This is a genomic window from Actinoplanes sp. OR16 (genome assembly GCF_004001265.1).
GTDB lineage: Bacteria > Actinomycetota > Actinomycetes > Mycobacteriales > Micromonosporaceae > Actinoplanes.
The window spans coordinates 5,416,234-5,441,009 of sequence record NZ_AP019371.1 but is presented as its reverse complement, the minus strand read 5'-3'; the positions used below and the strand labels follow the sequence as shown (position 1 = coordinate 5,441,009).

Genomic DNA, 24,776 nt, shown 5'->3' with positions numbered 1-24,776 from the left:
TGGGTCACCGGATCGGTCATAGGGTTGGCCGGTGGATCCAGTCGTGGGTCGCGGAGGGGTAGCCCGCCTCGTCGTGTGGGTCGCGCACCTCGCGGCCCCGCTCGCCGGGCTCTGGCTGCTGGCCGCTCGTCCTCAGTGGGACCACCGGTGGCAGCACGACCCATCACACTTCTGGCTGGTCCTCGCCGTCTCCGTGGTCAGTCTCGGGCTGGCTGTCGTGATCAACGAGGCGGCGCGGAGGCGGGCCGATGCGCGGCTGCTGCTGATCGCGTTCTCGTTCCTGATCGCGGCGGGGTTCCTCGGGCTGCACGCGGTGGCGACACCGCACATGCTGGTGGCCGGGGGTAACGCCGGTTTCACCTACGCCTCCCCGGCCGGGTTGACGCTCGCCGCCGTGTTCGCCGCGGCCTCGGCCGTGGATCTGCCGGCCCGTCGCGCGGCCGGGTTGGTGCGCTGGGCCGGCTTCCTGCGTACGAGTCTGCTCCTGATCATCGCGGCGTGGGCGGTGGCGTCGCTGCTCGGGGTGCCGCCCCTGAACGCCGTGCCGCCCGCCGGCGACACCGGGCCGACCGTGGCGCTGTCGGCCGCCGGAGTGATCCTGTTCGGTCTCGCCGCTGTTCGCTACTACATGCTCTACCGGCGGCGGCGCACGGTGATGCTGCTGTCCGTGGTGACGGCCTACACGCTGCTGGCCGAGGCGGCAGTGGCGATGGCGGTCGGCCGGAGCTGGCATCTGTCCTGGTGGGAGTGGCACCTGCTGATGGCGGCCGGGTTCGGCTACGTCGCGTACAGCGCCTGGGTGCAGTACCGCAACGAGGGCGCCGCGGCCGGGCTGTTCGCGTCGGTCGGCACCGAGGACACCGTGCGGCAGCTGCGCGCGGAGTACGGCGCCGCCCTGGAAGCCCTCGTCGACGCGCTGGACCGCCGGCAGACCGAACCGGAGATGGCCACCACCATGAACCTGCTCGCCGAGCGGTTCGAGCTGACCGACGGGCAGACCGCGGTGCTCAGTCGCGCGGCCGGCGCCGTCGCCGACGAACGCGATCAGATCCGCAAGCTGGGCGCCCTGGTCGCGATCGGGCACGACGCGCGGGTGATGCTGACCGACGCGGAGCTGCTCAGCGGCGCCGTCACGCACATCGCGCGGGCCTTCGAGCGGCACTCGGTCGCGATCGGCGTCGTCGAGGAGGGCCGCCTGGTCTTCCCCGTGGATCTCGGCACGGACCGGGAGCTGGCCGCCGAGCGGGCGCTGGCGTCCGGCGTGCCGGTGACCGGGTCGCACGGCACTCTGTGCGTACCGTTCGCCGTGAAAGGCCACCCGGCCGGCGTCCTGGCGGCGGAGAAGAGCGGCGAAGCCGTGACGGACCGGGACACCGCGCTGCTGCTGTCGCTGGCCAGCCAGATCGCCGTCGCGCTGGAGAACGCCCGGCTCTACCGCCGGCTCGACGTGCTGTTCCGGCAGTACATGTCGCCCGACGTGGCGACCGCCCTGGTCGTCGACCCGAGCCAGGCGGCGCTCGGCGGCGCCGTGGTCGAGGTGACGTCGCTCTTCGCGGACCTGCGCGGGTTCACCACGTTCTCCGAACGGTCCACACCGGAGCAGATCGTCGAGATGCTCAACCGGTACTTCGACGTGGCGACGCGGGCGGTGCTGGCCGAGAACGGCACCGTCGTGCAGTTCGTCGGCGACGCGCTGATGGCGCTCTTCAACGCTCCCGCCCGGCAGCCCGACCACGCCCTGCGAGCGGCCCGGGCCGCGCTGTCCCTGCAGGCCGGGGTGGACCGGATCGCCGCGGGCTGCCCGGGCTGGCCGCGGTTCCGGGTCGGCGTCAACACCGGGGAGGCGCTGGTCGGCAACATCGGCGGCGAGGCGCTGCGCAACTTCAACGCGATGGGCGACGCGGTGAACGTCGCGGCCCGGCTGGAGACGTCGGCCCAGCCCGGCCAGGTGCTGATCGGCGCGGCCACCCGGGACCTGCTCGGTGACACCGCCCTCGTCGAACCGCTCGGCGAGCTGCGCGTCAAGGGCCGCAGCCGGCCGGTGGCCGCGTTCGTGCTGTGCGGCCTGCGAGGAGAAGACGGTGAGATCCAGTGGCACGCGAGTTCCTTGATCAGCTGAACGCCGGCGACCGGGAGGCACTGCTCGCCCGGGGCCGGGCGCGGCGCTGGCCGTCCGGCGCCACCCTGTTCGGTGAGGGCGACCGGTCCAGCACGGTGGTCCTGGTGCTCCGCGGCCGGGCGAAGGTGTTCTCCCTGACCGAGCAGGGCGGCGAGGTGCTGCTGGCGATCCGCGGGCCGGGTGCGCTGCTCGGTGAGATGTCGGCGGTGGACGAGGCGCCGCGGTCGGCCTCGGTGGCGGCGCTGGAACCCCTGGACACGATCGTCGTGCCGATCCGGGATTTCCTGGATTTCCTGGCCGCCCGTCCGGACGCTGCGGTCGCTCTCGTACGCCTGATAGTCGGACGGCTTCGTGATGCCGACCGCAAACGCATCGAGTTCGGCACCTACGACTCGCTGGGCCGGGTCGCCCTGCGCCTGGCCGAACTGGCCGAGCGGTTCGGGCAGACGGCCGAACGCGGCGTGCGGATCACGCTGCCGCTGACCCAGGAGGAACTGGCCGCGTGGACCGGCTCGTCCCGGGAGTCGGTCACCAAGGCACTGCGCACGCTGCGCCGGCACGGCGTGATCGAGACGAGCCGCCGGTCGGTCGCGGTCCTGGACGTGGACGGGCTGCGCGCCCGGGCCAGATAGCACCGGGCGCGCAGTATCGCCGGAGAGGATCAGAGCTCACAGCTGATCCGGGTGTCGACGGCATCGGTGTTGCAGTCGTCGGTGCCCGAGCCACCGTTGACCACCGGGTCACGCCGCAGGTCGACGGCTTGCAGGAGGTCGGCGCCGGCCTCACCGAAGATCCGGTCGTTGCCGGCCCCGCCGATCAGCGTGTCCCGGCCGCCACGACCGAACAGGACGTCGTTCCCGCCCCGGCCTTCGAGCCGGTTCGCCGCGGCGTTCCCGGTGATCCGGTCACCGACCCGGCCACCGATCACGTTCTCCACGCTGCCCTGCACGTTGTCGCCTTCCGGCGCCGAGCCGTCGTTCGCGACGCCGTCGAGCGTCACGGTGACAGCGATGACGCGCGCCGAGTAGTCGGCCGTGTCGGTGCCGGCGCCGCCGTTGAAGCTGTCCCGGCCGTCGCGCAGCGCGTTGGCGACCGCCCGGTCGTTGCCGGCGCCGCCGATCAGGCCGTCGTTGCCGCCGAGACCGGTCAGCCGGTCGGCGCCGGCCCCGCCCTGCAGGGTGTTGCCCGACGCGTTGCCGGTGAGCTGGTCACCGCCCCGGCCGCCGGTCGCGTTCTCCACGTTCGCCAGGTTGTTGTCGAACTCCGGCGCGGAGCCGTCGTTCGCCACACCGTTGAGCGTGACGGTGACCGGGATGAGCCGCAGACCGTAGTCGGTGGTGTCCCGGCCGGCGCCGCCGTCGAACCGGTCCCGGCCGTCCCGCAGCGCCTCGGCCACGGCCCGGTCGTTGCCGGCCTCGCCGAGCATCGTGTCGTTGCCGGCACCGCCGCGCAGCAGGTCGTCGCCGGCCCGGCCTTCGAGCCGGTCGTTGCCGGCGTTGCCGGACAGCCGGTCGTTGCGCGGACCGCCGATCAGCGTGTCGTCACCACTCCCCCCGTTGAACACGGCCGTCGCGGTCGTCGTGTTGACGATCCGGTCACGCAGGTTGTCGCCGTTGACCACGACCCGGGCGATGCCGGCGGCCGGGCAGCGCACCCGGTTGGCGGCGACCTGGAAGCAGCCCGCCCCGGCGGTCATGGTGTCGCCGAGGTCGACCAGGTCGAAGAAGGCCCCGACCCGGCTGACGGTGATGTTGTTGAACCGGTTGGCCGCGGCGTTCGCCCGGATCTCCGCGCCTACCCTGGTCACGCCGGTGGCGGCGTAGGCCGGTGCGGCCATGACCAGTGTGGGCAGTGTTCCGAGCACGGCCAGCGCGGCGTAGCGCCTCGCATGACGCAGTTTCATGACGTACTTCCCCCCTTGACGGTGTGCCGGCGACCCGTCGTCGGACCACTCGGGCACCACGACACCGTCGCAGCCGGACCACCTGCCGCTGGAGGAAGAAGTACGAGTCCGAACTCGTAAGAATGCCCGCCCGGAGTGTCAGCCGGGCGCTAGACGACCGCCCGGGACCATTGCTGGTTCGTGCCGGCGCCGCACGTGAGCTGCTGGATGTCGGCGCCGTCGCCGGTTCCGCTGCCGGTCACGTCCAGGCATTTCCCGCTGTGCCGGGCGACCAGGCGGAAGTACGAGCCGTACGCCTGCCACTGCCACTGCTGGTTGGCGCCGGCGCCGCAGGTGTACTGAATGACGTTCGCGCCGTCCGCCGACGACCCGGAGGAGACGTCCAGGCATTTCCCGCTGTTCCGGTTGATCACGTTGACGTATCCGCCACCGGCCTCGCGGAATTCCCAGCGCTGATTGTTGCCACCGTTCCAGGCGTACTGTTTGACCTCGGCATTATCGGCGACCGAATTGCTCACGACGTCGGCCACGCGCCCGCTGTTCCGATTGACGATTCGATGGTACGTCGCCACGTTACCGATGACGGAGCCCGCGGCGGCGTCCACCGTTATCGTGGGATACCAGGTCAGGGTCATGCTGGTCGCCGAGGGGAAGGAGATGGGCAACCAGACGTACGAGGAATCGTTGACCTTGCCTCCCCAAGCCCCGGCCCACCGGTCACCCATGTAGAGGAAACCGTTGCCGACCTGCAGGACGTATGTCGGCTGGGACCGGAATGTGGTGCCGTCACCGGCGTTCGCCCACCCGGTCCACGGCCCGGAGATGCTGGAGGCGGTCGCATATCTGGCCTGATTGGGATTCCAGCCGGTCGCGCCCGAGGTGAGCAGGAAATAGGTGCTCCCCCGTTTGAACAGCGCCGGCGCCTCCCGATGCGCGTCGTTCCAGAAGTTTCCGACCAGCGACGACACGTTCAGATAATCGGCGGTGAGCCGGTAGATGTGCAGGTCGTAGTTCTCGTCCGCAGCCGAGATCATGTAGCCGGTCGTGCCGTCGACATAGAGCGTGATGTCGCGCGACATGTGCGTGCCGAGCGGCCGGAGACTGCCGTGATAGGTGTACGTCCCGTCCACCGTGGCGGACGACGCGACAGCCGCCCGGGCCTCGCTGTAGTCGGATCCGTTCTCCTTGTGCATCCACATCACGTAGCGGCCGGTCGCGGCGTTGTAGACGACTTTCGGACGCTCGATGTTCGCGCCCTGCAGCTCATTGGCCGCCGCCGGGGTGAGCACGTTGTTGCGGAACTCCCACGTACGCAGATCGGTGGATCGATAGACGGAGACCGCCCGGAAAGTGTCGTCCGCGTTGCGATTCTCGCCGAACCAGTAGTAATAGCCGCCGGCCTTCAGCACGCCGCCGCCGTGCGCGTGCAGAGTATTACCGGAGCTATCGGTGAACGGCACGCCGTTGGTGATCGTGACCGGCGCCGCCTCGGCCGGGGTGATCGGCAGGAGGACGGCGGCCAGGAGCACGAGCACTGTCGCGAACACCTTCATCGCCCACCTCCGGCAACATCGATGAAACTCGATGTTAACGTAACCGACCCAACGATTCGAGAGATCCGGCTAGGGTGGCGGCGTGCCCCCGACGGTGGAGATGATCGAGCAGCTGGTCTCCCGGACGGACGCCGCCTACCAGCGGTGGCTCGCGGAGGTCACCGGCGATGTCGCCGCCGGCGCCACTGGGCTGTCCGTGTTCTGCCGCGAATCCCTGCTGGAGCGCAACACGACCTACGCAGTCAGCGAGTGGCTCGCGGGCTACCTCATGATCGGCCAGGAAGGGGACCGGGGGTACTTCCTCGGAGGCGACGGCGACGGCCGGGTGTTCTCGTCTGACCTGGGCGCTCCCGGCCCTGCCGACCTGGACGTCGTCGCCCCGGCGTTCGAGGGGTGGCTGCGTTCCGGTTTCGCCCTGCCGGCCGAGCCGGAACCCGGCATGCCGCTGATCGCCGACGTCCACGTGGACAGGATTCCGGTCGATGGAGTGGCGCTGCTGATGCGCGCCAGGAAGCTGCTGGGTACGGATTGGCGGGCCGCCGACCTCAGGAGGATGCTCGCCGCCCAGCCGTTCCTGGCAGTGAGGTCCGCCCGGCCGTGGAGGGTGCGGGACAAGCTGGAAGCCGCCCCCGAGCTGCGGCCGCACCTGTTCTACGCCACTGGTGACGGCCTGGAGCCGATATGGGCGACCATGCGAAGGGATCTCCTGGTGGAGGACTAGGCTGGCCCGGTGACACCGCAGTTCGCCAGGGCGGCTCTGGTCCTCTTCGCGGTCGTCGCGATCGGGGCGTGCGGTCAGCAGTCGCCGCCGGCCGGCCCGGCCTGGAAGCCCCTGCCCACCGGCGCACGCTTCGACTACCAGCTCGGCGGCGCCTACCCCCCACCGGCCGGGGTGACCGTCGTCAGCCGCGACCGCGAGGCGGCACCCGCGGCAGGTATCTACAACATCTGCTACATCAACGCGTTCCAGGCCCAGCCGGGCACCGAGTCCTGGTGGCTGGCGAACCACCCCGACCTGCTCCTCCGCGACCCCGGCGGCAACCTGGTGATCGACGAGGACTGGGACGAGCCGCTACTGGACATCTCCACCCCTGCCGACCTCATCGCCGTCACCGGCGCGTGGATCGACGAGTGCGCCGCGGACGGCTTCCAGGCCATCGAATCCGACAATCTGGACTCCTACACCCGCTCCGATGGTCTGCTCACCCGGCAACAGGCGCTCGCCTACGCCACCATCCTCAACGACCGTGCCCACGCGGCGGGCCTCGCGACCGGCCAGAAGAACGCCGCCGAGGTGACGGGCCACGACGCGGGCTTCGACTTCGCCGTCGCCGAGGAGTGCGCCGACTTCGACGAGTGCGACGTCTACCGATCCGCCTACGGCGACGACGTGCTGGTCATCGAATACACCCGAGCCGGCTTCACCAAGGCGTGCACCGGCTACAGCGGCAGACTCCCGATCGTCCTGCGCGACCGAGGCGTCTCCACCCCGGATTCGGATTCCTACCTGTACGACACGTGCCCGCGGTGAGGCCCGTACCCGCCATCGACACGCCGCGCTCCCCCGGCGACGAGTGTCCGGGATCTCAAGGCGAGCCCCTGTCGTCGTGCGATCCGCGCGGCTTGAATCGACCCGGTGAAGGGAAGCACGCCGGTGGGCAGGGCCGCTGAACAGGCACGGATCCGCCAGGCGATCGGGGACGCCGGCGCCGGCCGTCCGCACCTGGTGGTCCTGCACGGCGAGCCGGGAGCCGGCAAGACCACGCTGCTGCGCTATGCGCTCGCGGCGGCCCGCGACAACGGCTTCCACACCGTGGCGACGACCGGCGCTGTCGCCTCACTGCTGCAAGCCCTGGAGATCGAGGCGACGCCGGACCCGCTCACCCTGCGGCTCGCCGTGCTCGACGCGATATCCCGCCGATGCCGTACCGGCCCCGTGATGATCGCCGTGGACGACCTGCCCGGGCCGCAAGCCGACGTGGTCGCGCTGCTGAGCTTCCTCTTCCGGCGGCTGCGCGGCGAACGCCTGCTCATCGTCTGCGCCACCCGGGTCCCGCATGCGTTCGCAGCCGCCGGCGTACCGCTGACGTCCTGCCCGGTCCCACCGCTGACCCCGGACGCAGCCGCCGCGCTGCTGGACGGCCTGCCCGGCGCGCCGACCGGTCCGGCCCGCGCCGAGATCCTGCGCCACTGCGGCGGCAATCCACAGGGCCTGATCACCTTGGCGGGATATGTCGCGGACACCGGCGACCCGCGCACCGAACTGCAGATCGATGACACCGACGACCTGGTGCGCGTCTTCGCCCCCGCACTGCCCGATCTGCCGGCATCGACCCGCCGGGTGCTGCTGTTCGCCGCCGCCGCGCAGGACGACTCGCTGAGCGGCGTGCTCCGGGCCGCCGGGCCGGGCTCGCCGACTGCCGTCCCGCCGAGAACGCCGGGCTGATCTCCATCGTCGCCGGCGGGGTCGCGTTCCGGAGCACGATGGCGCGCACGGTCTGTTACTTCACCGCGTTCCCGCAGGCCCGTACCGAAGCGCACGCCCGGCTCGCCGCGCTGCTGCCGAGGCAAGCCCCGGCCCGCGACTGGCATCTCGCGAACGCTCCCGGCACTGCCGGGTCCGAGGTCCCGGAGAGCCTCGCCCGGGCCGCCGCGGTGGCGGCCGGCGCCGGCCGTGGTCTCGAAGCGGCCGGGTTGTGGCAGCGCGCGGCCGACGTCAGTCCCGGCAGCCGGCAGGCGGCGCTCCGGTACGGCCGGGCCGCCGCCGAGGCCGACCGGTGCGGGGACCTGTCGTGGTCGCGGCAGCTGTGGGACCGGGTGACGACGCTGACCGACGACCCGGCGGTGCTCGGCGACGCGCTCGCCGGGATCGGCAACCAGCTGATGTGGCAGCCCGCCGCGCCGACAGTGGCTCTCGCCGAGCGCCTGCTCACCGCCGGCCTCGACGACCCCCGGCTGGTCCGGGCGGTCCTCGCGGTGGCGGCACGGGCGGTGTTCACCGACGGCGACCCCGCGGCCGTGCGGCGGCTGCGCACCCTGATCGAGCAGGCCGCGGTCCGCACCGACCCGATCGCCGACGTGCCGGACGCCGACCCCCGCGGCGACGTGTCGGACGCCCACCTCGCGCTGGCCATGGCGGTCGCCGACCCGGCGGGCTGGACCAGCCGGTACGGGCCGTTGCGCCGGTCTCCGCTGCTCCGGCCGCTCACCGGCCCGGCGGAACGGATCCGGCTGCTGTCGATCGCCGGCGTCGCCTGGGTGCTCGACGACACCGAGATCGCCGCCGACCACTATCGGCGGTCCCTCGACGCGATCCGGGCCGACGGCTCGGCCGGGGTGTACGCCACCGCCACGGTGATGATGGCCGAGGTGCTGTTCGACCTGGGACTGTTCGAGGAGGCCGCCGGTCTGCTCGATGACGCCGAGGTGGTGGCCGGCCGTGACCTGGCCGGTCCGGTGCGGCAGGCGATCCTCGCCCAGCGCGCGTCGTCACTGATCCGCCGGGGCGAGGCAGGCCGCGCCGGGCGGTTGCTCGCCGCGGCCGGTGACCCGGCTGCCCCGGCGGGCAGGCTGGCGCGGTACCTGCTCCTGCGGGCGTCAGCCCAGCTGGCCGCTTCGCAGGGTGACCCGGTCACGGCGTACGAAAGGCTCCGGAAGATCTTCGACGGCGGCCGGGCGCTGCACCATGTCCTCTCGCCGCGTTCCGTCGTCGAACTGGCCGGCGTCGCGATCGACGCGGGCAGGCGCGACGAGACGGTGTCTCTGCTGCTCACCGCCGAGGAGGCCGCGGGCCGCCGGACGCCGCGCCGGCAGTGGTCCTGGTCCGCCGCGATCGGTCTGCTGCGGGCCGACGCCGGCGAGCCCGGCGCCGAGGAGACGCTGCGTGACCTGCTCGCGGAGCCGGGCGCGCAACGTCCCTACGAGTACGCCGTCGTCGAGTTCCGCCTGGCCGAGGCGTTGAGTGCGCAGCGGCGGCGGACCGAGGCCCGGCCGCTGCTGATCTCCGCGCTGGACGCCTTCACCCGGGTCGGGGCGGCGAGTGACGCCGCTATTGTCCGGGAGAAGCTGCGGGCCACCGGCGTCCGTGCCGCCGGCAGCGGCCTCACCGCCTTCGACGAGCTGACCCCGCAGCATCAGCTGATCGCCCGCCTGGCCGCTCAGGGCCTGTCCAACCGGGCCATCGCGGAGCGCTTCGGGCTGGCTCCGCGGACCATCGGCAGCTACCTCTACCAGATCTACCCCAAGCTGGGCATCGCCCGCCGCGGCCAGCTCCGCGACGTCGTGCGGCTCTGATCTCACGACCGCTATAGTCGTCGCGCCGTCGAAGGAGGCGAAGTGGCGCGACACGGTCTACTCGGCCGGGATGAGCAGGTGAAACGGCTCACGGAGAGCCTCGATCCAGGCCGCTGTGAGCGATCGGTGACCGCTGTCGTGGCGCCCCGCGGCCGGGGCACGTCCGCGTTGCTCGACCTCGCGGCACGCCTCGCCGCCGAGCGCGGGTTCCGGGTGCTGCGCGCGGCCGGGCACGCCGACGAGCGGGATCTTCCCGGCGCGGGCCTGCACCAGCTGCTGCGGCCGGCGCCGGGCGCCGATCTCCGCGACGCCGCCCGGGCCGCGCTCGGCCGCGACGGCCCGGTTCTCGTCGTCGTCGACGACCTGCACCTGATCGACGACTTCACGGCCGGCGTGCTCCGGGAATCCCTGACCGGCCCACTCCTGGCCGGTGTCCCGGCACACCGCGCTGCCGGCGTGCTGCCACCGGGAGCGACCGTCATCACCCTGGACCGGCTGACGGAGGACGAGGCGGCCACCCTGCTCGCCCGCCTGCCCGGTGTGCCCCGCGGCCGGGCCCGGCTGGAGATGTTGCGGCGGGCCCGCGGCAACCCGCGCGCGATCGTCGAGCTGGCCGCCGCGTTCCCCGGCGAGGACGACATCCTGCGCCTGACCCCGGCGAGGACGCTGCCGGTACGCGACCGGTACGCCGCACAGCTGTCCGCTCTGCCGGCCGGTGTCCTGCGGCTGGCCCGCCAGGTCAGCGCCCGTCTCGGCGACGAGAACCTGGCCACCGTCCTGGGCGCGGTCCCGGGAAGCGACGACCACCTGGCCGCCGCCCTCGACTGCGGGCTGCTCGAACGGCACGGCGAACAGCTGTGCTTCGCGGAACCGCTCGCCGCGATCGCCACCTACACCTCATGCCCGGCCACCGACCGCGCGGAGCTGCACCGGCGCTTCGCCGCGATGCTGCCACCCGGATCGCTGCCCTACGTCCGGCATCTCGCGGCGGCCGCCACCGAGCCGAGCGAGCCCCTCGCCGCCATGCTGGAACAGGGCGCCCGCCGAGCGCCGCACGCGGATCAGGCCGCCGCCTTGCAACGGGCCGCCGAACTGTCACTCTCGCCCGCCGACGCGGCCCGCCGCTACGCCGCCGCGCTCACCGCGGCGAGTCTGATCGGCCAGACCGGCTGGGTGCACGAGCTCTACACCGCGCTGCTGGAGCAGGACGTGCCGGGCGCGCTCCGAGCGGCCACCGTCGCCACGGCCGCCCAGATGAAGTCGCGTACCGGCCGCCAGCGCGAGGCCATGGACGTGCTCGCCGACGGCGTCCACCGGCTCGGCCTGCCCGGGATGCCACCGCTGACCGGACCCGATGCGCTGCTGCTCGCCTCGGCGGCCGCGCAGATCACCCAGGTCTCCGCGCTGCCCGAGCACCGCGCCGCGCTGGCGGACCTGGTGCAGCGGCTGGACCTGCCGGAGCCGGCGCTGCTGCGCAGGGCGATCGAGGTGACGCTCGATCCGTACCGGCCCTGGCCGATGACCACCGCCGGCGACCACGACCAGACCCCGGGCGACGATCTGACACTGGCCTACCTCGCCGAGGCAGCGGGTGATTCCACCACCGCCGTCCGGCACCGCGAGCGGGCGCTCGCCCGGCTGCGCCGGAACGGCGGCATCGTGGCCGCCCCGGAGATGTGGCTGCCGCTGCTGATGGGTCTCGGCGACCAGGGCCGCTACTCCGAGGCGATGACGCTGATCGCCGAGGTCCGCCGGTGCTGCGCGATCACGGATCTGCCGCTGCTGGAACTCGAGATCGACGCGGTCGGCTCGTTGATCTCGGCGCTGCGCGGCGACGTCACCCGGGCCCGGGCGCTGGCCGAGCCGCCCTGGGCCCGCGCCTACCTGCACGAGAACCGCCGTCTGCACTACTTCCTGTCGATGACGGTGGGCGTCGCCGCCTTCACCGAGGGCGACTTCGCCGCGGCGTACCAGCACTACCGGCGTCTGTTCGGCGACGACGGGCGCACGCTCTACCCGGATTCGGGCGGCCATGCGCTGCTCGGCCTCACGGTCATCGCGCCGCGGGCCGACCGCCGTGACGACGCGGCCCGGGTGCTGCCCGCATACGACGAGCCGGCCACCACCCGGATGCGGCTGCTCGTCGAGCACGCCCGCGCGGAGTTGCTCGGCGGCGAGCCGGCCGAGGAGCGTTACCGCACGGCCGTCGCCGATCCGGCGGCGGCGACATGGGCCCTCGACCACGCGCTCGCCCGGCTGCACTACGGCGTCTGGCTGCGCCGGCAACGCCGTCCCCTTGACGCCCGTGAGCAGCTGAGTGCTGCGCTGCTGGCGTTGGAGCAGTTCGGTGCGTCGGCTCTGGCCGCGATCGCCCGCGGCGAGGTGAAGGCCACCGGAGCGATCGACGACGAGGCACTGGACGGCCGCGATGTGCTGCGTGCGCTCAGCCCGCAACAGCGCACGATCGTCGCACTCGCCGCGCGCGGCCTGCGTAATCAGGAGATCGCCGCACAACTGCTGGTCTCGCCGCGAACCGTCGGCACGCATCTGTCCCAGGCTTATCACAAGCTGGGGGTGAGGAGCCGGCGCGAGCTCAGCGCCCTGGTCGGTCCCGCATCACCTTCCCGGTAGCCGTGCGCCGCAGTTCTTCGACGAGCTCGATCTCGCGGGGCCGTTCCGCCCGGGACAGCCGCGGCGCCAGCCACTCCCGCAGTTCCGGGACGGTCAGCGACGAGTCCCGGCGAATCTCCACTGTGGCCCGGATGAGCTCGCCGAACTCCTCGTCGGCGACGGCTTCGACCAGCACGTCACTCACCGACGGGTGTTCGGTCAGGACGGCGGCGACCGGACCCAGATAGACGTTCTCGCCGCCTGACACGATCATGTCGTCGAGGCGGCCGTCGACGAACAGCCGGCCGGCCGCGTCGAGGTGTCCCAGGTCGCCGGTGCCGAGCCACCGGCCGTCCGGGTGCCAGCCGCGCACCTGGATCTCGCCGATCCGGCCGAACCCGGCGTCCACCCGGACCCGCACGCCGCGAGGGGCACGCCCGACCGTTCCCGGAGCGGCCCGCAGATCGGCCGGGCCCGCCATCGCGGCCCATCCCGCCTCGGTCGTCGCGTACATGTTGAAGACCCGGTCGCCGAACCGTTCCCGCAGCCGTTCGCCGAGCGACGGACTCAGTGGCGCGGCCCCGCTGACCACCGCGCGCAGCGAATCCACCGACGGCCACGAGGGCAGGTCGCACATCCGCCGCAACTGGATGGGCAGCGCGAACAACAGCCCGGCCCGATGCTCGGCGACCGCGTCCAGGATGCGCCGCGGATCACCGGCCGGCGTCAGCACGACCGGGGCGCCGAGGACGAGACCGGCGGAGAGGTACGTCAGCCCGTACCCGTGATGCGGCGGCGTCGCCACCACGATGGGCTCCCCGCGCCGCACCGGCGTCATCCGCAGATGCGTTGTCACCGGTCCGAGCAGCATGCCGATCGGCAGCGGCCGGGAGACGCTGCGCGGCACCCCGGTGGTGCCCGACGTCAGCACATGAACGCGCCCGTGACGTGCCCTTCCGGTTCGCCGCGCGTCACCGGCGAGCAGTGCCCCGATCTCCTGTTCGCCGACGACGGCGCTGATCCGTTCCCGGCGCAGCACCTCGGCGGTCCGCTCCCCCGGCATGTCCGGAGGCAGCAGGATCACGTCGGCGCCCAGCCGCGACAGCCCGGCCGCGGCGGCGACGAAGCCTCGATGACCCTCGCAGGCGAGCGCGACCCGATCCCCGGCCCGCACGTCCAGCGATGCGGCGGCGTTCGCCGCGACGACGTCGGCGAGGGCGCTCAGCTCCGGGTAGGTGACCGGTCCTGCCGCGTCGATCAGGGCGACTCCCCGGGCCGGTCCCGCGGCGAGCGCGGTGGCGAGGCTGCGTCCCCGCCCGGCCCGGATCAGACGAAGGATCCGTCCCGGCCGCCACAGATCGGTCCCGGCGAGGACCCTGATCGGCTCGATGAGGTGCGCGGATGCGGCGATGGCCCGTTCCGCCGTCCGCGGCATGACGGCCGAGACGACGGATCCGAGCCGGGCCCACCACGGCCACCAGTCCCGCCGGTGAGCGAGAGCCCGGCACACGATGCCGGCCGCTTCGTCCGCCGACATGGCCGGCGCGTCCGGATACGCCGGCGCGCTCATGCGGGTGCGGACCAGACCGAGGTACGCCGTACTGACCGTGACACCGTCGCGCCGCATCTCCACGGCCGCGCCGCGCAGCCAGGTGTCGAAGGCCGCCTTCGAAGCGTGATAGGCGGACCAGTCCGGGGTGTGCATCGCCAGCCCGGCCGTCGACACGTTCACGACGTGCCCGCCGCCGGCCGCCCGCATCGCCGGGAACAACGCCAGCAGCAGCTGCGCCGGGCCGAGGTAGTTCAGGTTCGCGGTGCGCTGCACGTCGTGGAACCGGCCGGCCGTGTCGGCGACCGACCGCCGGATGGACCGGCCGGCGTTGCTCACGACGACGTCGATGCGCCCGTAGCGCTCCAGCAGCTCCGCCACCAGCGTGGCAGCGGCCTCGGGCGACGACAGGTCGGCCCGATGAACGAAGGCGGTTCCGCCGGAAGCGGTGATCTCCCCTCGTACGAGATCAAGCCTCTCCGCCGTCCTCGCGACCAGCAGAACCGTGGCGCCGGCCGCCGCAAGGCGGTGTGCCGCCGCCCTCCCGATCCCCTCCGAAGCCCCGGTGACCAGCACGATCCGGCCCTCGGCGGCGTTGCGGAGGCGCCCCGCGCGAGGACCCCTGCCCGTGATGCCCGCCGCGATCCGCACCCACCGCCTGATGTGATCCACCGCGTCATTCTGGGTGCCGCCCGGCAGCGGCAGAAGGCCCGCGCGGGACATCCCGATCCGATTCTTCTCAACGCGCGACGGCCGCCGCCGAAGTACGGAGTCAACTGCCGTGGGGAGAGAAGACGTGCAAGCAGCGACGGCGCACGATGCGGGCCTGGCCGAGGTCGAGAACCTGCTGGACAAGGTGCGTGCCCACCTGGGAGTGGAGGTCGCCTGGGTGTCGGCGTTCGGATCGGACGAGCTGACCGTCTGGGCGGCGACCGGCTCGGTGGAGCAGATGCGGTTGCCGGTCGGTGAACGGATGGACCTGCCCGGCTCGTTCTGCGCCCGGGTCCTGTCCGGCACCCTGCCCGGCGTCGTCCGGGACGTACGCCGGCACCCGATCACCCGGGAGCTGGACGCCGCCACCGACCTGGACATCGGCTCCTACGCCGGCGTCCCCTGGCAGTCACCGGACGGCACCACCGCCGGTATGCTGTGCTGCGCCAGCCGCCACCCGGACCCGTCGCTGGACCAGCAGGCGGTCCGCTACATGAACCTGATCGCCGACCTGATCAGCGAGCACATGAACGGCCCGCTCACCGTACGCCGGCACAGCATCTCGACGGCCCGGCGTACCGTGCAGTCCGTCCTCGACGACGAGGCGATGCACATGGTCTTCCAGCCGATCGTCGGCCTGCGGGACAACACCACGGTCGGGTACGAGGCACTCGCCCGCTTCGACCCCGCCACCTTCACCGGCCCCGATCGCGCGTTCGCGGCGGCCGCCCTGGCCGGACTCGGTGTGCCACTGGAACTGCTGGCCCTGCGCAAGGCCCTGGAACGCCTGCCCGACCTGGACGACGGCGTCTTCCTGGCCGTCAACCTCTCCGCCGAGGCCCTGCTCGACGCGCGGGTCCTCGACACCCTGCTCGCTCACGCCGGCCCGCACCTCAACGTGGAGATCACCGAGCACGCCCAGGTGACCGACTACCCGCTGCTGGCCGGCATGCTGGATTCGCTGCGCAGGACCGGCATCCGGCTGAGCGTCGACGACGCCGGCGCCGGGTACGCCAGCCTGCAGCACATCCTGCGGCTGCGCCCTGACCTGATCAAACTCGACATCAGCCTGGTCCGCGACATCGACGCCGACCGGGTGAAGGCGGTCCTGGCCCGTTCCCTCAACGACTTCGCCGAGCAGATCGGCGCCGGCTTGATCGCCGAGGGCATCGAGACCTCCGCCGAACTGGCCCGGCTCACCTCGACGGGCATCGGTTTCGGCCAGGGTTACCACCTGGCCCGCCCGGGAGCGCTGCCCTGATCCCCGTGCCGGGGTGAAGGTCACCTCGGCGGGATGAGGACGGCCGCGGGGCGGGCCGGGATGCTGAGGTGGTGAGCATGCTTGACGCGACCGCCGGTGGTCACTCGGAGAGTTGTTGTTCGCCGGGGAGGGGCGGCGGCACGGCTGCTCCCCGCGTACCGGAGAAGGGGTCCGCTCGAAAGGTCCTCGATCTGGTGGACATCGAGGGTGGGTGGTTCTCGATGGGCAGTGAGGATCCGCTGGCCTATGAGGAGGACGGCGAGGGGCCGGTGCGGCGGGTGCGGGTGGATCCGTTCCGGCTGGCGGCGGCGTGTGTGACGAATCGCGAGTTCGGGGAGTTCGTGGCGGACACCGGGCATGTCACGACGGCCGAGCAGTTCGGTACGTCGTTCGTCTTCGCCGGCCTGCTCCCGCACAGCTTCGAGCCGACCCGGGGCGTGGTCGGCGCGGAATGGTGGCGTGAGGTCCCCGGAGCGTGCTGGTCCTCGCCGGAGGGCGCCGGCTCCGACGTCGGCGGGCGCGCCGATCATCCGGTGGTGCACGTGTCCTGGACGGACGCGAACGCCTACTGCGCGTGGGCCGGGGTGCGGCTGCCCACCGAGGCGGAGTGGGAGTGCGCGGCCCGCGGCGGCCTGGAGGGTCAGCGGTTCCCGTGGGGCTCGATGCTGCGGCCGGGCGGCAAGCACCTGATGAACGTGTGGCAGGGCCGGTTCCCGACGTTCAACACGATCGCCGACGGCTATGTCGGCACCGCGCCGGTCCGGTCGTACGAGCCGAACGGTTTCGGTCTCTACAACATGACCGGCAACGTGTGGGAGTGGACCGCCGACCGGTTCAGCGCCGACTGGCACCGGCAGCAGACCGCCCCGCTCGAGAACCCGGCCGGGCCGGAGACCGGGGATCGCCGTTCGCTGCGGGGCGGCTCCTACCTCTGCCACTCCTCCTATTGCCGCCGCTACCGGGTGTCGGCCCGGATGGGCAACACACCGGACAGCTCCACCGGCAACGCGGGTTTCCGTTGCGCGCAGTGATCTCTAGGCCGGCACGACGATCGGTGTGCCGGCCACCGGATCTTCGACGATCACGCACGCCAGCCCGAACACCTTCTGTACCAGCTCAGCGGTGATGACCTCGGCAGGCGGGCCTTCCGCGGCGATGCTCCCGTCGGCCATCGCGATGATGTGATCGCAGAACCGGCTGGCCAGGTTCAGGTCGTGCAGCACCGCCACGATCGTCTTGCCGGACTCCCGGTTCAGCTGGCGCAGCAGCCGCAGCAGCTCGACCTGGTGGTTGATGTCGAGGAACGTGGTCGGCTCGTCGAGCAGCAGCAGATCGGTGTCCTGCGCCAGCGCCATCGCCACCCACACCCGCTGCCGCTGCCCGCCGGACAGCTCCCGCAACGGCCGGTCGGCAAGGTCGGCGGTGCCGGTCGCCTCCAGGGCCGTCGCCACCGCCTCGTGATCGGCATCGGTCCAGCGGCGGAACCAGCCCTGATGCGGATAGCGCCCGCGCGACACCAGATCGGCGACGGTCACCCCGTCCGGCGCCACCGGCGACTGCGGCAGCAGGCCCAGCACCTTGGCGACGTCGACGGTGCTCATGGCCGACACCGCCTGTCCATCCAGGATCACTTCACCGGACCGGGGCTTCAGCAGTCGCGCCAGCCCGCGCAGCAACGTCGACTTCCCGCACGCGTTCGCCCCCACGATCGCCGTCACCCTGCCGTCCAGGATGTCCACGGAAAGGTCCGAGACGACGGTACGGTCGTCGTACCCCAGGGACAGGCCCTGCGCATTCAGCCTGGTCAACCGCCCACTCCTCGCCGATTGGCCGTGGCCAGCAGCCACAGCAGGTACGGTGCGCCGACCGCGCCGGTCACCACTCCGGTGGGCAGCGCCACCGGCAGCAGATGCACTGCCACCAGATCCGCCATCAGCAGCAGCGCGGCGCCCGTGAGCGCTGCCGCCGCGACACCGCCCGTCGCCGGGCCGAGCAGCCGGTTCGCGACCGGGCCGGCGACCAGGGCGACGAAGATGATCGGGCCGGCCACCGCCACGGCGAGCGCCACGAGCAGCACGGCGACGGCGAGCAGGGCGGCACGGCTCTGCTCGGTGCGGGTGCCGAGCGCGCGGGCGGTGTCGTCGCCCAGTTCCAGCGCTTTGAGGTGGCGCTGCAGGAAGATCGCCGCTGACAACAGCAGCGGTAGCGCGTACAGAAGGATCTGCAGCTCTTGATCGCTCGCCTGACCGACCGAACCGGTCAGCCAATGCATCGCCTGGCGCGCCTCGGTCAGCCTCGCGCGGCTCAGCACATAGCCGATCAAGCCGTCGAAGAAGGCGGCCACACCGACGCCGATCAGGATGAAACGGTAGCCGCTCACGCCGTCGCGCCAGGCGAGGACATACATGAGCATCGCCGCGAACAGGGCGCCGCCCAGGGCGAACGCGCAGACCACCAGCCCCGCGGCCTGCAGGAACACGATGCCACCGACGGCCGCGAGGCTCGCGCCCGAGGTGATGCCGACGAAGTCCGGCGAGGCGAGCGGGTTGCGCAGCAGCTGCTGGAAGATCGTTCCGGATGCGCCCAGGGCCAGCCCGACGGCGAGGGCGGCGGTCGCGGTGGGCAGCCGGAGTCCCCGGACGACGAAGTCGACGCCGGCGTTCTCGGTCAGATGCAACACGGAGCCGATGACCTGGGTGGCTGTCAGCTGATAGCTGCCGACCATCATGGTGAGAACGAAGAGGATGATGACGAGGGTGGTCAGTCCTGTGTTGACGGTCAGGTTGCGGGCTGTTCGCCGCTTATGTGTCGTTTTAACGGCTAAAATCGTCATCTGTCAGGCCTCCGCCAGCTTTGCGTAGCGGACGATTCCCACGAAAACCGGCGCGCAGAGCACCGCTAGAACCACTCCGACCTGGAGTTCCCCGGGAGCGCCGGCGACTCTCCCCACGATGTCTGCAAAAACCAAGACAATAGGGGCCAGGACCATGCTGTACGGAAGAATCCAGCGGTAATCAGGTCCACACAGGAAGCGCGCCACGTGCGGAACCACCAGGCCGATGAACACGATCGGACCGCAGGCGGCAGTGGCAGCGCCGGCGAGCAGCGCCACCACCCCGAACGACGCGGCCCGGGTGAGACCGACCCGCTGGCCGAGTCCCCGGGCGACGTCCTCCCCCAGCGCGAGCCCGTTGAGCAGCCGGCCCAACGCGAGACTGGCGACGAGCCCGGCGATCAGGAACGGCGCGACGCCCATCAGGATCGGCGCGTACCGGCCGGCCAGCGACCCGACCTGCCAGAACCGCAGTTCGTTGAGGGCGTCCACGTTGGTCATCACGATCGCCGAGGTGAGCGAGCCCAGCCCGGCCGTGACGGCGGCGCCGGACAGGGCCAGCTTGACCGGCGTCGCGCCCTCCCGGCCCATCGACGCGATCGAATAGACCAGCACCGTCGCGAGGATCGCCCCGGCGAACGCGAACCAGACGTAGACGCCGACACCCCGGATCCCGAGCACGGTGATCGCGAAGACCACGAACGCGGCGGCGCCCGCGTTGATGCCCATGATCCCGGCGTCGGCGAGCGGATTGCGGGTGACGCCCTGGAGGATGGCGCCGGCGACGCCCAGGGCGGCGCCGGCGAGGATCCCGATCAGGGTACGAGGAACACGTAACTCGAGAGTGACAGTGCTGTCGATCGTGTCCGTCGCGCCCATGCTGCCCAGCGCGCCCAGCACGTCGGGCAGCTCGATCGACCGCGAACCCTGCGTGACGCTGAGGAACGCCACGACGGCGAGCAGGCCGGCCAGCAGGACGAGCCCGGTGGTTCTGCTAGTCGCCGATGTTCTCATCAGCGCCGTTGATCGCCGTGGTCAGCTTCTCCAGCTCGGTCGCGAAGTCGCCGTAGGTGTGCAGCCAGTACGCCGGCCACGCGGTGACCGCGCCCGCCTTCGCCGCCTTCACCTCGAACCAGGTCGGCTGCTTCTTGCCGAACTCGGCGTTCAGCGTGTCCTTGTACGCCCGGCCGTCCCACAGGATCAGGTCGGGCTGGTACTTGTCGGCGTTCTCCCAGCTCAGCGTCTCCCAGTAGGGAAAGTCGGCGTCCGGCTTCGCCGGGTCGAGGACCTTGAGGCCCCAGCGCTGGAAGTCGAGCAGTTCGGGCGCGTACTTCGGATTGGCGACGTAGACCTTCTCGTCGGTCGGCGACATGCCGGCCGCTGTCAGGTTCGGCTTCGCCGCGGTGGCCGCCTTGAAGGACTCGACCGCCTTCTCGTACCGCTGCTTGTTCGCGGCGATCTGCGGATCGTCCACCTTGGCGCCGAGGCTCTTCGCCAGCTCCTCGTAGCCCTCGGCCAGGTCGGCGATGGACTCACCCTGCGCGATACCGACGATCGGCGCCAGCTCGGCGAGCTTCTTACTCTTCTCGTCGACGCCCTCTTCCAGGCCCGAGTACGCCTTCTCGGCCGGCCACCAGTCACCGACGATCAGGTCCGGGCCGAGCGACGCCGCCTTCTCGACGTCGATCTTCCCCCACTCCTCGCCGAGGATGGTGATCCCGGTCAGGTCCAGGTCCTTGAGGTTCAGGTCGGTCTTCACCGGCTCGTCCGCGTAGATCCCGACCGGCTTGATCCCGAACGACATCAGCGCGGCCGCCTCACCGGCGTGCGCGATGATCCGGGTCGGGGTCGTGAGAGCCTCCACGGTGTCCCCGTTACCACTGACGAACGACCACCCGCCGGGCGGCAGGTCTTCGACCGAGGACTGACTGCCGCAGCCGGCGAGCAGGGCCCCCGCGGTCGCGACAGCCAGAATCGAGCGCCATGTATGCATTGCTGAACTGTCCATTCATGCGGGGCTTGGTTAGGGAAGGCTAACCAAACCACACAGCGTTTGCATAGGCGGCATCCGGGTGCCCGTCGCAGGTAGATTGAATCTACGTAGGTGACATCTACCTCGTGGCTGTCGGCGGCTGGTGGAACAGGCAGTTCAACCCGGAGATCGATCTGGTCGGCGCGGACCGGGCGCCGATCGCCACGCGGCTGCACTTCTGCGGGTCGATCACATGGCTGAGCAAGCCGTTCGATGCCCACGATCTCCGCGAACTGCGGGAGGGCGTCCAGCAGGTGCCCGGCTTCGACAGCACGCGCACCGGTCTCATCGGCGTCAGCCGGTCCGGATCCGACCTGCCCGCCGGCGCCGCCGACGCCGTGTGGGGTCCCGCCGACGTCCTGGCCGCGTGGCAACCCTGACCGCGTCGATCACATGGCGGGCCTTCGCGTCAGGGTAGTGCCGGCGACCGCGTCGCATGGTCGGCCGATGGGCGGGTGCGCAGGTCGTACGACCTGGTGGCGATCGTGAGGCCGGTTACCCAGATGATGAAGTGAGGGATGCCGATCAGACCGGTCCAGGGGTCGAAGATGGCGTCCGGGGCGTCCCGCTGCTGGACTGCCAGGAAGGCTGCGAACACGGTGTAGGCGCCCAGTACCACAACCAGGCCGTAACCGGGGATCAGCAGCAACAGCCGTGGCACGGGACGGTCTCGCCAGAACGGGGTCCAGGAGGGGAAGCGCAGGCCCCATGGGCGGACCAGGGCCAGGGCGAGGATGGCGGGCAGCACCGCCAGCAGGTTCAGCGTGAGCAGGTAGGTTCCACCGCCGTCGGCGTGCCACGCGGCGAAACGATCAGGGTCGGCGAACAGCGGGATTCCGAGGGCCCAGATGACGTGCAGGGGCAGGAAACCCAGGGTGGCGGCGAGGGCCGCCACGTAGGCGGCACCGACGGCGTGGCGGGGCGGTGGCTGCACAGAATCGGTCACGTATTCACCGTGGACGATGCACGCTGTGGCGATCCTGAGAGTGACGGGATGGCGACAGGGTGCCGCCATCCCGCACGTGGGGTCAGCTCGTCAGCGTGCCTCGCAACAGGCTGACGCCGGAGTGCATGGCGTCGCCGTCGTGGGGCTCGTCGCTGATGTCGACCAGCCGGTACCGGTTCAGGTCGGTGCCCGCGGGAACCGGCAGCACCACTTGACGATCCCCGGAGAGGTTGCCGACGGCCACCATCTTGGTGATGTCGTCCGGGTCGATCAGCCAGACCTCGTGGAAACCCGTCGTCAGCGGCAGGTTCCGCACGTCGATCTCGAGTTCGGCAGCGGAGGAGGCCGATGACAGGACCCGGGCGTTGCCTCCCGCGTCCGCCGGGACCGTCGGCAGTGGTGCGAGGGTGGCTCGCGCCGTGACGGTCGGGGCAGGGTCGCGGCCGGCCAGGCGGCCTACGGCCACGGTTCCGGCCACCGCCAGGACGGCGGCCGCCGCTGCCGCGATCAGCGGTGTCCACCGGCGCGCGCGCCGGCGGTGGGACCGGCCCCGGCGTTCGGCCAGATCGGTGACGGCCAGGTCGGTGGCGGGCGCCGCGGTTGCGGCGGCTGCCGGCGTACGGTGAATGTCCGCTTCGATCGCCTGCCAGAGACGGTCCGGCGGTGGCGGGAGATCACGGAGTTCCTGCAGCTGCGCGCCGATGTCGGCGACTTCGCGCAACGACGCGAAATCGTGGCGGCACCCGGCGCAACCGGCCAGGTGGTCGGCCTCCGCGGCGTCCTCCGATTCCTCAGAGAGCGCGAGAAGGACCAGCCGATCGGGATCCAAATGTTGCACCGTCCACCTCCCAACGACGTCGCAGGCTGGCCATTCCACGCCGGATATGGCTCTTGACCGTACCGAGCGGCAACCCGGTCACGGCGGCTATCTGTGGATGCGTGAGGTCGTCGAAGAACGCCAGTTCCAGGGTGCGGCGCTGCTCGTCCGGCAGCCGGCCGAGCTCGTCGGCGACCACCAGCCGGTCGACGACCCTTTCCGGCGTCTCCGGTTCGTCCGGGATGACGACCTGTGCCCGTACCGTCTCGGTCACCCGCTCGTCGCGTGCCGCGGACCGCAGCCGGTCGACGGCCTTGCGCCGCGCGATGCCGAGCAGCCAGCCCAGCATCGTGCCGCGTTGCGGGTCGAACCCATCCCGGCCGGTCCAGGCCGCCACGAACGTCACCTGGGTCACGTCCTCGGCGTCCGCCCGGTTCCCCAGCAGACGCTGGGCGAGATAGAGCACGGCTGCGCCGTGCCGCTCGTACGCCGTACGCAGAGCTTTCTCGTCGCCGGCGCGTAAGCGCTCGGCGAGCTCGTCGTCGGAGCTCATCGACCTCCCTCCCGCGTAGATGTTCTCCAGGGAGTTCGTCCGGAGGCCCGCCGCTGGATGCAGCATCGAACGATTTTCAACGTGGCATCGATCGTCATTCGATCAGAGAACGCGCCGGGGCCGGTACGAAGTAGTCACTCTTCTTGCCCGGCCGGCGCCCCGCCTTCACCAGATGCGGGATGTGTTTGGCGCAATGAATGTACGCCTCCTGCACCCGGGCGACGACCCACAGCGGCGCCCGCTGCCCCGGCGGCAGATCGCTCTGCGCGCCCGGGTCCTCGACGATCTCCGCGCTGCCGTTCACGTGCAACCCGATGACCTCGTCGAAGTCGATGAACAGGATGCCGACCTGGCCGTTCTCGGTGAGGTTGCCGAGGCTGGCCATCACCCCGTTGCCGCGGTACTCGGGCCAGCTGAGGTGCTCCTCGTCGAGCACCCGCACGAATCCGGGTGGCCCGGCCCGGAAGGTGCTGTCGCAGCCGCCGCCGGTGTCGGCGGTGGCCAGGAACATCATCTCCTGGCGGCCGATGAACCAGCGCATCCGATCGTTGAGGTGGTTGAGGGTCTGCCGCGCGGTGAACGCATCGGCCCGTTCCCGGCTGCCGAGCCTGTCCTGCAGGTGCCGCTCGCCGTGATTCATGATCACCCCTTGGGTCGCCGCATCGCTGCGCGACAGTGTCACAGGGTAATCACTCGATTGCACAGCGTTGCAACTTGCAGCGGCAGCGATCAATCGAGGTGGGACCAGCCCGAACGGCCGAGGAAGACTCACCCATTCGGGTGACAAGGATGTCCCCTGCGGGACGCCGTTAAGATCAGCTGTGAGCACTGATCTTTCGGTCACCACCGGCGACGCGGTCGCGCTGCTCGAGATCCGCCGGCCGCCGGCGAATCACTTCGACGAATCCTTGATCGGGCGCATCGTCGATGAGGCCCGGACGCTCGACGAGGACCGGCGTACCAGGGCCATCGTGCTCGCGTCGCAGGGGAAGCACTTCTGCGGCGGCGCTGATTTCGGCAGTGGCGAGTTCGCCGCCGACCACGTGACGGCCGCGGCCCGGCTCTACCGCAAGGCCGCGCACCTGTTCGGCATCCGTACCCCGATCGTCGCCGCCGTGCAGGGCACCGCCGTGGGCGGCGGGCTCGGGCTGGCGTGCGCCGCCGACTTCCGGGTGGCCGAGGCGTCCAGCCGGTTCGTGGCGAACTTCGCGCGGCTCGGGTTCCACCAGGGCTTCGGGATCAGCGTGACCCTGCCGGAGATCGTCGGCCGGCAGAAGGCGGCGGACATGCTGCTCACCGGTCGCCGGGTCGGCGGCGAGGAGGCGCTGAGCATCGGTCTCGCCGACCGCCTCGCCGAGCCGGGCCAGGTCCGTGCGGCGGCGATGGACCTCGCCTTCCGGATAGCCGAGTCCGCGCCGCTCGCCGTGCGGTCGATCCGGGCCACGCTCCGCGGCGATCTCCAGCGGCGGGTCGAGGAGGCTCTCGACCACGAACTCGCCGAGCAGAAGATCCACTGGTCGACCAGCGACAGCGCAGAGGGGATCAAGGCGAGCCTGGAGCGCCGGACACCGATCTTCACGGGAGAATAAAGTGAGG

At 71.4% G+C, this 24,776-nt stretch carries 22 protein-coding genes; 11 read left to right on the top strand and 11 right to left on the bottom strand.

Annotated elements, in window-relative coordinates; all coding sequences use genetic code 11:
* The first annotated feature begins 31 nt into the window (after positions 1–31).
* Both EP757_RS24765 and EP757_RS24760 read left to right on the top strand, forming a co-directional pair.
* Entirely contained in the window at positions 32–2,119 is a 2,088-nt protein-coding gene (locus EP757_RS24765) for an adenylate/guanylate cyclase domain-containing protein (protein ID WP_160165876.1), read from the top strand.
* Positions 2,092–2,751: a Crp/Fnr family transcriptional regulator gene (locus EP757_RS24760; RefSeq protein WP_127549832.1), complete on the top strand. Its 660-nt coding sequence runs from the start codon at positions 2,092–2,094 to the stop codon at positions 2,749–2,751. Before EP757_RS24765 ends, EP757_RS24760 begins: the two co-directional genes overlap by 28 nt.
* 29 nt (positions 2,752–2,780) lie before the next feature.
* On the opposite strand, the gene EP757_RS24755 is transcribed toward EP757_RS24760, so the two are convergent.
* Both EP757_RS24755 and EP757_RS24750 read right to left on the bottom strand, forming a co-directional pair.
* Positions 2,781–4,022: a calcium-binding protein gene (locus EP757_RS24755; protein WP_127549831.1), complete on the bottom strand. Its 1,242-nt coding sequence runs from the start codon at positions 4,020–4,022 to the stop codon at positions 2,781–2,783.
* Positions 4,023–4,171: 149 nt separating this feature from the next.
* Complete coding sequence (locus tag EP757_RS24750; protein WP_127549830.1) at positions 4,172–5,575, bottom strand: RICIN domain-containing protein; 1,404 nt, start codon at positions 5,573–5,575, stop codon at positions 4,172–4,174.
* A gap of 82 nt (positions 5,576–5,657) precedes the next feature.
* Here EP757_RS24750 and EP757_RS24745 point away from each other — a divergent pair, with 82 nt between their 5' ends.
* From EP757_RS24745 to EP757_RS24725, 5 genes are all read left to right on the top strand, one after another.
* On the top strand, positions 5,658–6,296 hold the full coding sequence (locus EP757_RS24745; RefSeq protein ID WP_127549829.1) for a hypothetical protein: 639 nt from the start codon (positions 5,658–5,660) through the stop codon (positions 6,294–6,296).
* 9 nt (positions 6,297–6,305) lie between these two features.
* Positions 6,306–7,106, top strand: a complete 801-nt coding sequence (locus tag EP757_RS24740) for an endo alpha-1,4 polygalactosaminidase (protein WP_127549828.1) — start codon at positions 6,306–6,308, stop codon at positions 7,104–7,106.
* A gap of 105 nt (positions 7,107–7,211) precedes the next feature.
* Complete coding sequence (locus tag EP757_RS24735; protein ID WP_160165875.1) at positions 7,212–8,021, top strand: ATP-binding protein; 810 nt, start codon at positions 7,212–7,214, stop codon at positions 8,019–8,021.
* A gap of 38 nt (positions 8,022–8,059) precedes the next feature.
* Positions 8,060–9,868, top strand: a complete 1,809-nt coding sequence (locus EP757_RS24730; RefSeq protein ID WP_127549826.1) for a LuxR family transcriptional regulator — start codon at positions 8,060–8,062, stop codon at positions 9,866–9,868.
* 126 nt (positions 9,869–9,994) lie between these two features.
* Positions 9,995–12,499, top strand: coding sequence for a helix-turn-helix transcriptional regulator (locus tag EP757_RS24725; RefSeq protein WP_127549825.1), 2,505 nt, complete (start codon positions 9,995–9,997; stop codon positions 12,497–12,499).
* On the opposite strand, the gene EP757_RS24720 is transcribed toward EP757_RS24725, so the two are convergent.
* The gene (locus EP757_RS24720) at positions 12,462–14,699 is read right to left on the bottom strand and encodes an SDR family NAD(P)-dependent oxidoreductase (RefSeq protein ID WP_197725369.1); all 2,238 of its coding nucleotides are present in this window, start codon (positions 14,697–14,699) and stop codon (positions 12,462–12,464) included. The two genes, EP757_RS24725 and EP757_RS24720, sit on opposite strands and share 38 nt — an antisense overlap.
* A 124-nt stretch (positions 14,700–14,823) precedes the next feature.
* On the opposite strand from EP757_RS24720, the gene EP757_RS44015 reads away from it, so the two are divergent.
* Together EP757_RS44015 and EP757_RS24710 are read left to right on the top strand one after the other, a co-directional pair.
* Positions 14,824–15,999: an EAL domain-containing protein gene (locus EP757_RS44015; RefSeq protein WP_232049982.1), complete on the top strand. Its 1,176-nt coding sequence runs from the start codon at positions 14,824–14,826 to the stop codon at positions 15,997–15,999.
* A gap of 77 nt (positions 16,000–16,076) precedes the next feature.
* Positions 16,077–17,030, top strand: coding sequence for a formylglycine-generating enzyme family protein (locus EP757_RS24710; RefSeq protein WP_127549821.1), 954 nt, complete (start codon positions 16,077–16,079; stop codon positions 17,028–17,030).
* A gap of 3 nt (positions 17,031–17,033) precedes the next feature.
* On the opposite strand, the gene EP757_RS24705 is transcribed toward EP757_RS24710, so the two are convergent.
* The 4 genes from EP757_RS24705 to EP757_RS24690 are packed head-to-tail and all read right to left on the bottom strand — an operon-like array spanning position 17,034 to position 20,825.
* Positions 17,034–17,807, bottom strand: a complete 774-nt coding sequence (locus tag EP757_RS24705; RefSeq protein WP_127549819.1) for an ABC transporter ATP-binding protein — start codon at positions 17,805–17,807, stop codon at positions 17,034–17,036.
* Positions 17,804–18,832 (bottom strand): iron chelate uptake ABC transporter family permease subunit, encoded by a 1,029-nt coding sequence (locus EP757_RS24700; RefSeq protein WP_127549817.1) that lies wholly within the window; start codon positions 18,830–18,832, stop codon positions 17,804–17,806. Before EP757_RS24700 ends, EP757_RS24705 begins: the two co-directional genes overlap by 4 nt.
* A gap of 3 nt (positions 18,833–18,835) precedes the next feature.
* Positions 18,836–19,846, bottom strand: a complete 1,011-nt coding sequence (locus tag EP757_RS24695) for an iron ABC transporter permease (protein WP_127549815.1) — start codon at positions 19,844–19,846, stop codon at positions 18,836–18,838.
* Positions 19,827–20,825 (bottom strand): ABC transporter substrate-binding protein, encoded by a 999-nt coding sequence (locus EP757_RS24690; protein ID WP_160165874.1) that lies wholly within the window; start codon positions 20,823–20,825, stop codon positions 19,827–19,829. Before EP757_RS24690 ends, EP757_RS24695 begins: the two co-directional genes overlap by 20 nt.
* 125 nt (positions 20,826–20,950) lie before the next feature.
* Here EP757_RS24690 and EP757_RS24685 point away from each other — a divergent pair, with 125 nt between their 5' ends.
* Complete coding sequence (locus tag EP757_RS24685) at positions 20,951–21,244, top strand: hypothetical protein (protein WP_127549811.1); 294 nt, start codon at positions 20,951–20,953, stop codon at positions 21,242–21,244.
* Positions 21,245–21,273: 29 nt separating this feature from the next.
* Here the strand turns inward: EP757_RS24685 and EP757_RS24680 are convergent, their stop codons facing one another.
* The 4 genes from EP757_RS24680 to EP757_RS24665 form a co-directional block, all read right to left on the bottom strand.
* Positions 21,274–21,810, bottom strand: coding sequence for a hypothetical protein (locus EP757_RS24680; protein ID WP_127549809.1), 537 nt, complete (start codon positions 21,808–21,810; stop codon positions 21,274–21,276).
* Positions 21,811–21,892: 82 nt separating this feature from the next.
* Entirely contained in the window at positions 21,893–22,648 is a 756-nt protein-coding gene (locus EP757_RS24675; RefSeq protein ID WP_127549807.1) for an anti-sigma factor, read from the bottom strand.
* Complete coding sequence (locus EP757_RS24670; RefSeq protein WP_127554420.1) at positions 22,602–23,180, bottom strand: RNA polymerase sigma factor; 579 nt, start codon at positions 23,178–23,180, stop codon at positions 22,602–22,604. The genes EP757_RS24675 and EP757_RS24670 overlap by 47 nt, the downstream gene beginning before the upstream one ends.
* A gap of 94 nt (positions 23,181–23,274) precedes the next feature.
* Positions 23,275–23,820, bottom strand: coding sequence for a pyridoxamine 5'-phosphate oxidase family protein (locus tag EP757_RS24665; RefSeq protein WP_127549806.1), 546 nt, complete (start codon positions 23,818–23,820; stop codon positions 23,275–23,277).
* Positions 23,821–24,001: 181 nt separating this feature from the next.
* Here EP757_RS24665 and EP757_RS24660 point away from each other — a divergent pair, with 181 nt between their 5' ends.
* Entirely contained in the window at positions 24,002–24,769 is a 768-nt protein-coding gene (locus tag EP757_RS24660; protein ID WP_127549804.1) for an enoyl-CoA hydratase/isomerase family protein, read from the top strand.
* Positions 24,770–24,776: the final 7 nt, after the last annotated feature.

Coding starts and splice junctions, on each gene's coding strand:
- EP757_RS24710 (WP_127549821.1), top strand. CDS start 16,077: ATGCTTGACGCGACCGCCGGTGGTCACTCGGAGAGTTGTTGTTCGCCG.
- EP757_RS24665 (WP_127549806.1), bottom strand. CDS start 23,820: ATGAATCACGGCGAGCGGCACCTGCAGGACAGGCTCGGCAGCCGGGAA.
- EP757_RS24755 (WP_127549831.1), bottom strand. CDS start 4,022: ATGAAACTGCGTCATGCGAGGCGCTACGCCGCGCTGGCCGTGCTCGGA.
- EP757_RS24690 (WP_160165874.1), bottom strand. CDS start 20,825: ATGCATACATGGCGCTCGATTCTGGCTGTCGCGACCGCGGGGGCCCTG.
- EP757_RS24730 (WP_127549826.1), top strand. CDS start 8,060: ATGGCGCGCACGGTCTGTTACTTCACCGCGTTCCCGCAGGCCCGTACC.
- EP757_RS24695 (WP_127549815.1), bottom strand. CDS start 19,846: ATGAGAACATCGGCGACTAGCAGAACCACCGGGCTCGTCCTGCTGGCC.
- EP757_RS24750 (WP_127549830.1), bottom strand. CDS start 5,575: ATGAAGGTGTTCGCGACAGTGCTCGTGCTCCTGGCCGCCGTCCTCCTG.
- EP757_RS24670 (WP_127554420.1), bottom strand. CDS start 23,180: ATGAGCTCCGACGACGAGCTCGCCGAGCGCTTACGCGCCGGCGACGAG.
- EP757_RS24700 (WP_127549817.1), bottom strand. CDS start 18,832: ATGACGATTTTAGCCGTTAAAACGACACATAAGCGGCGAACAGCCCGC.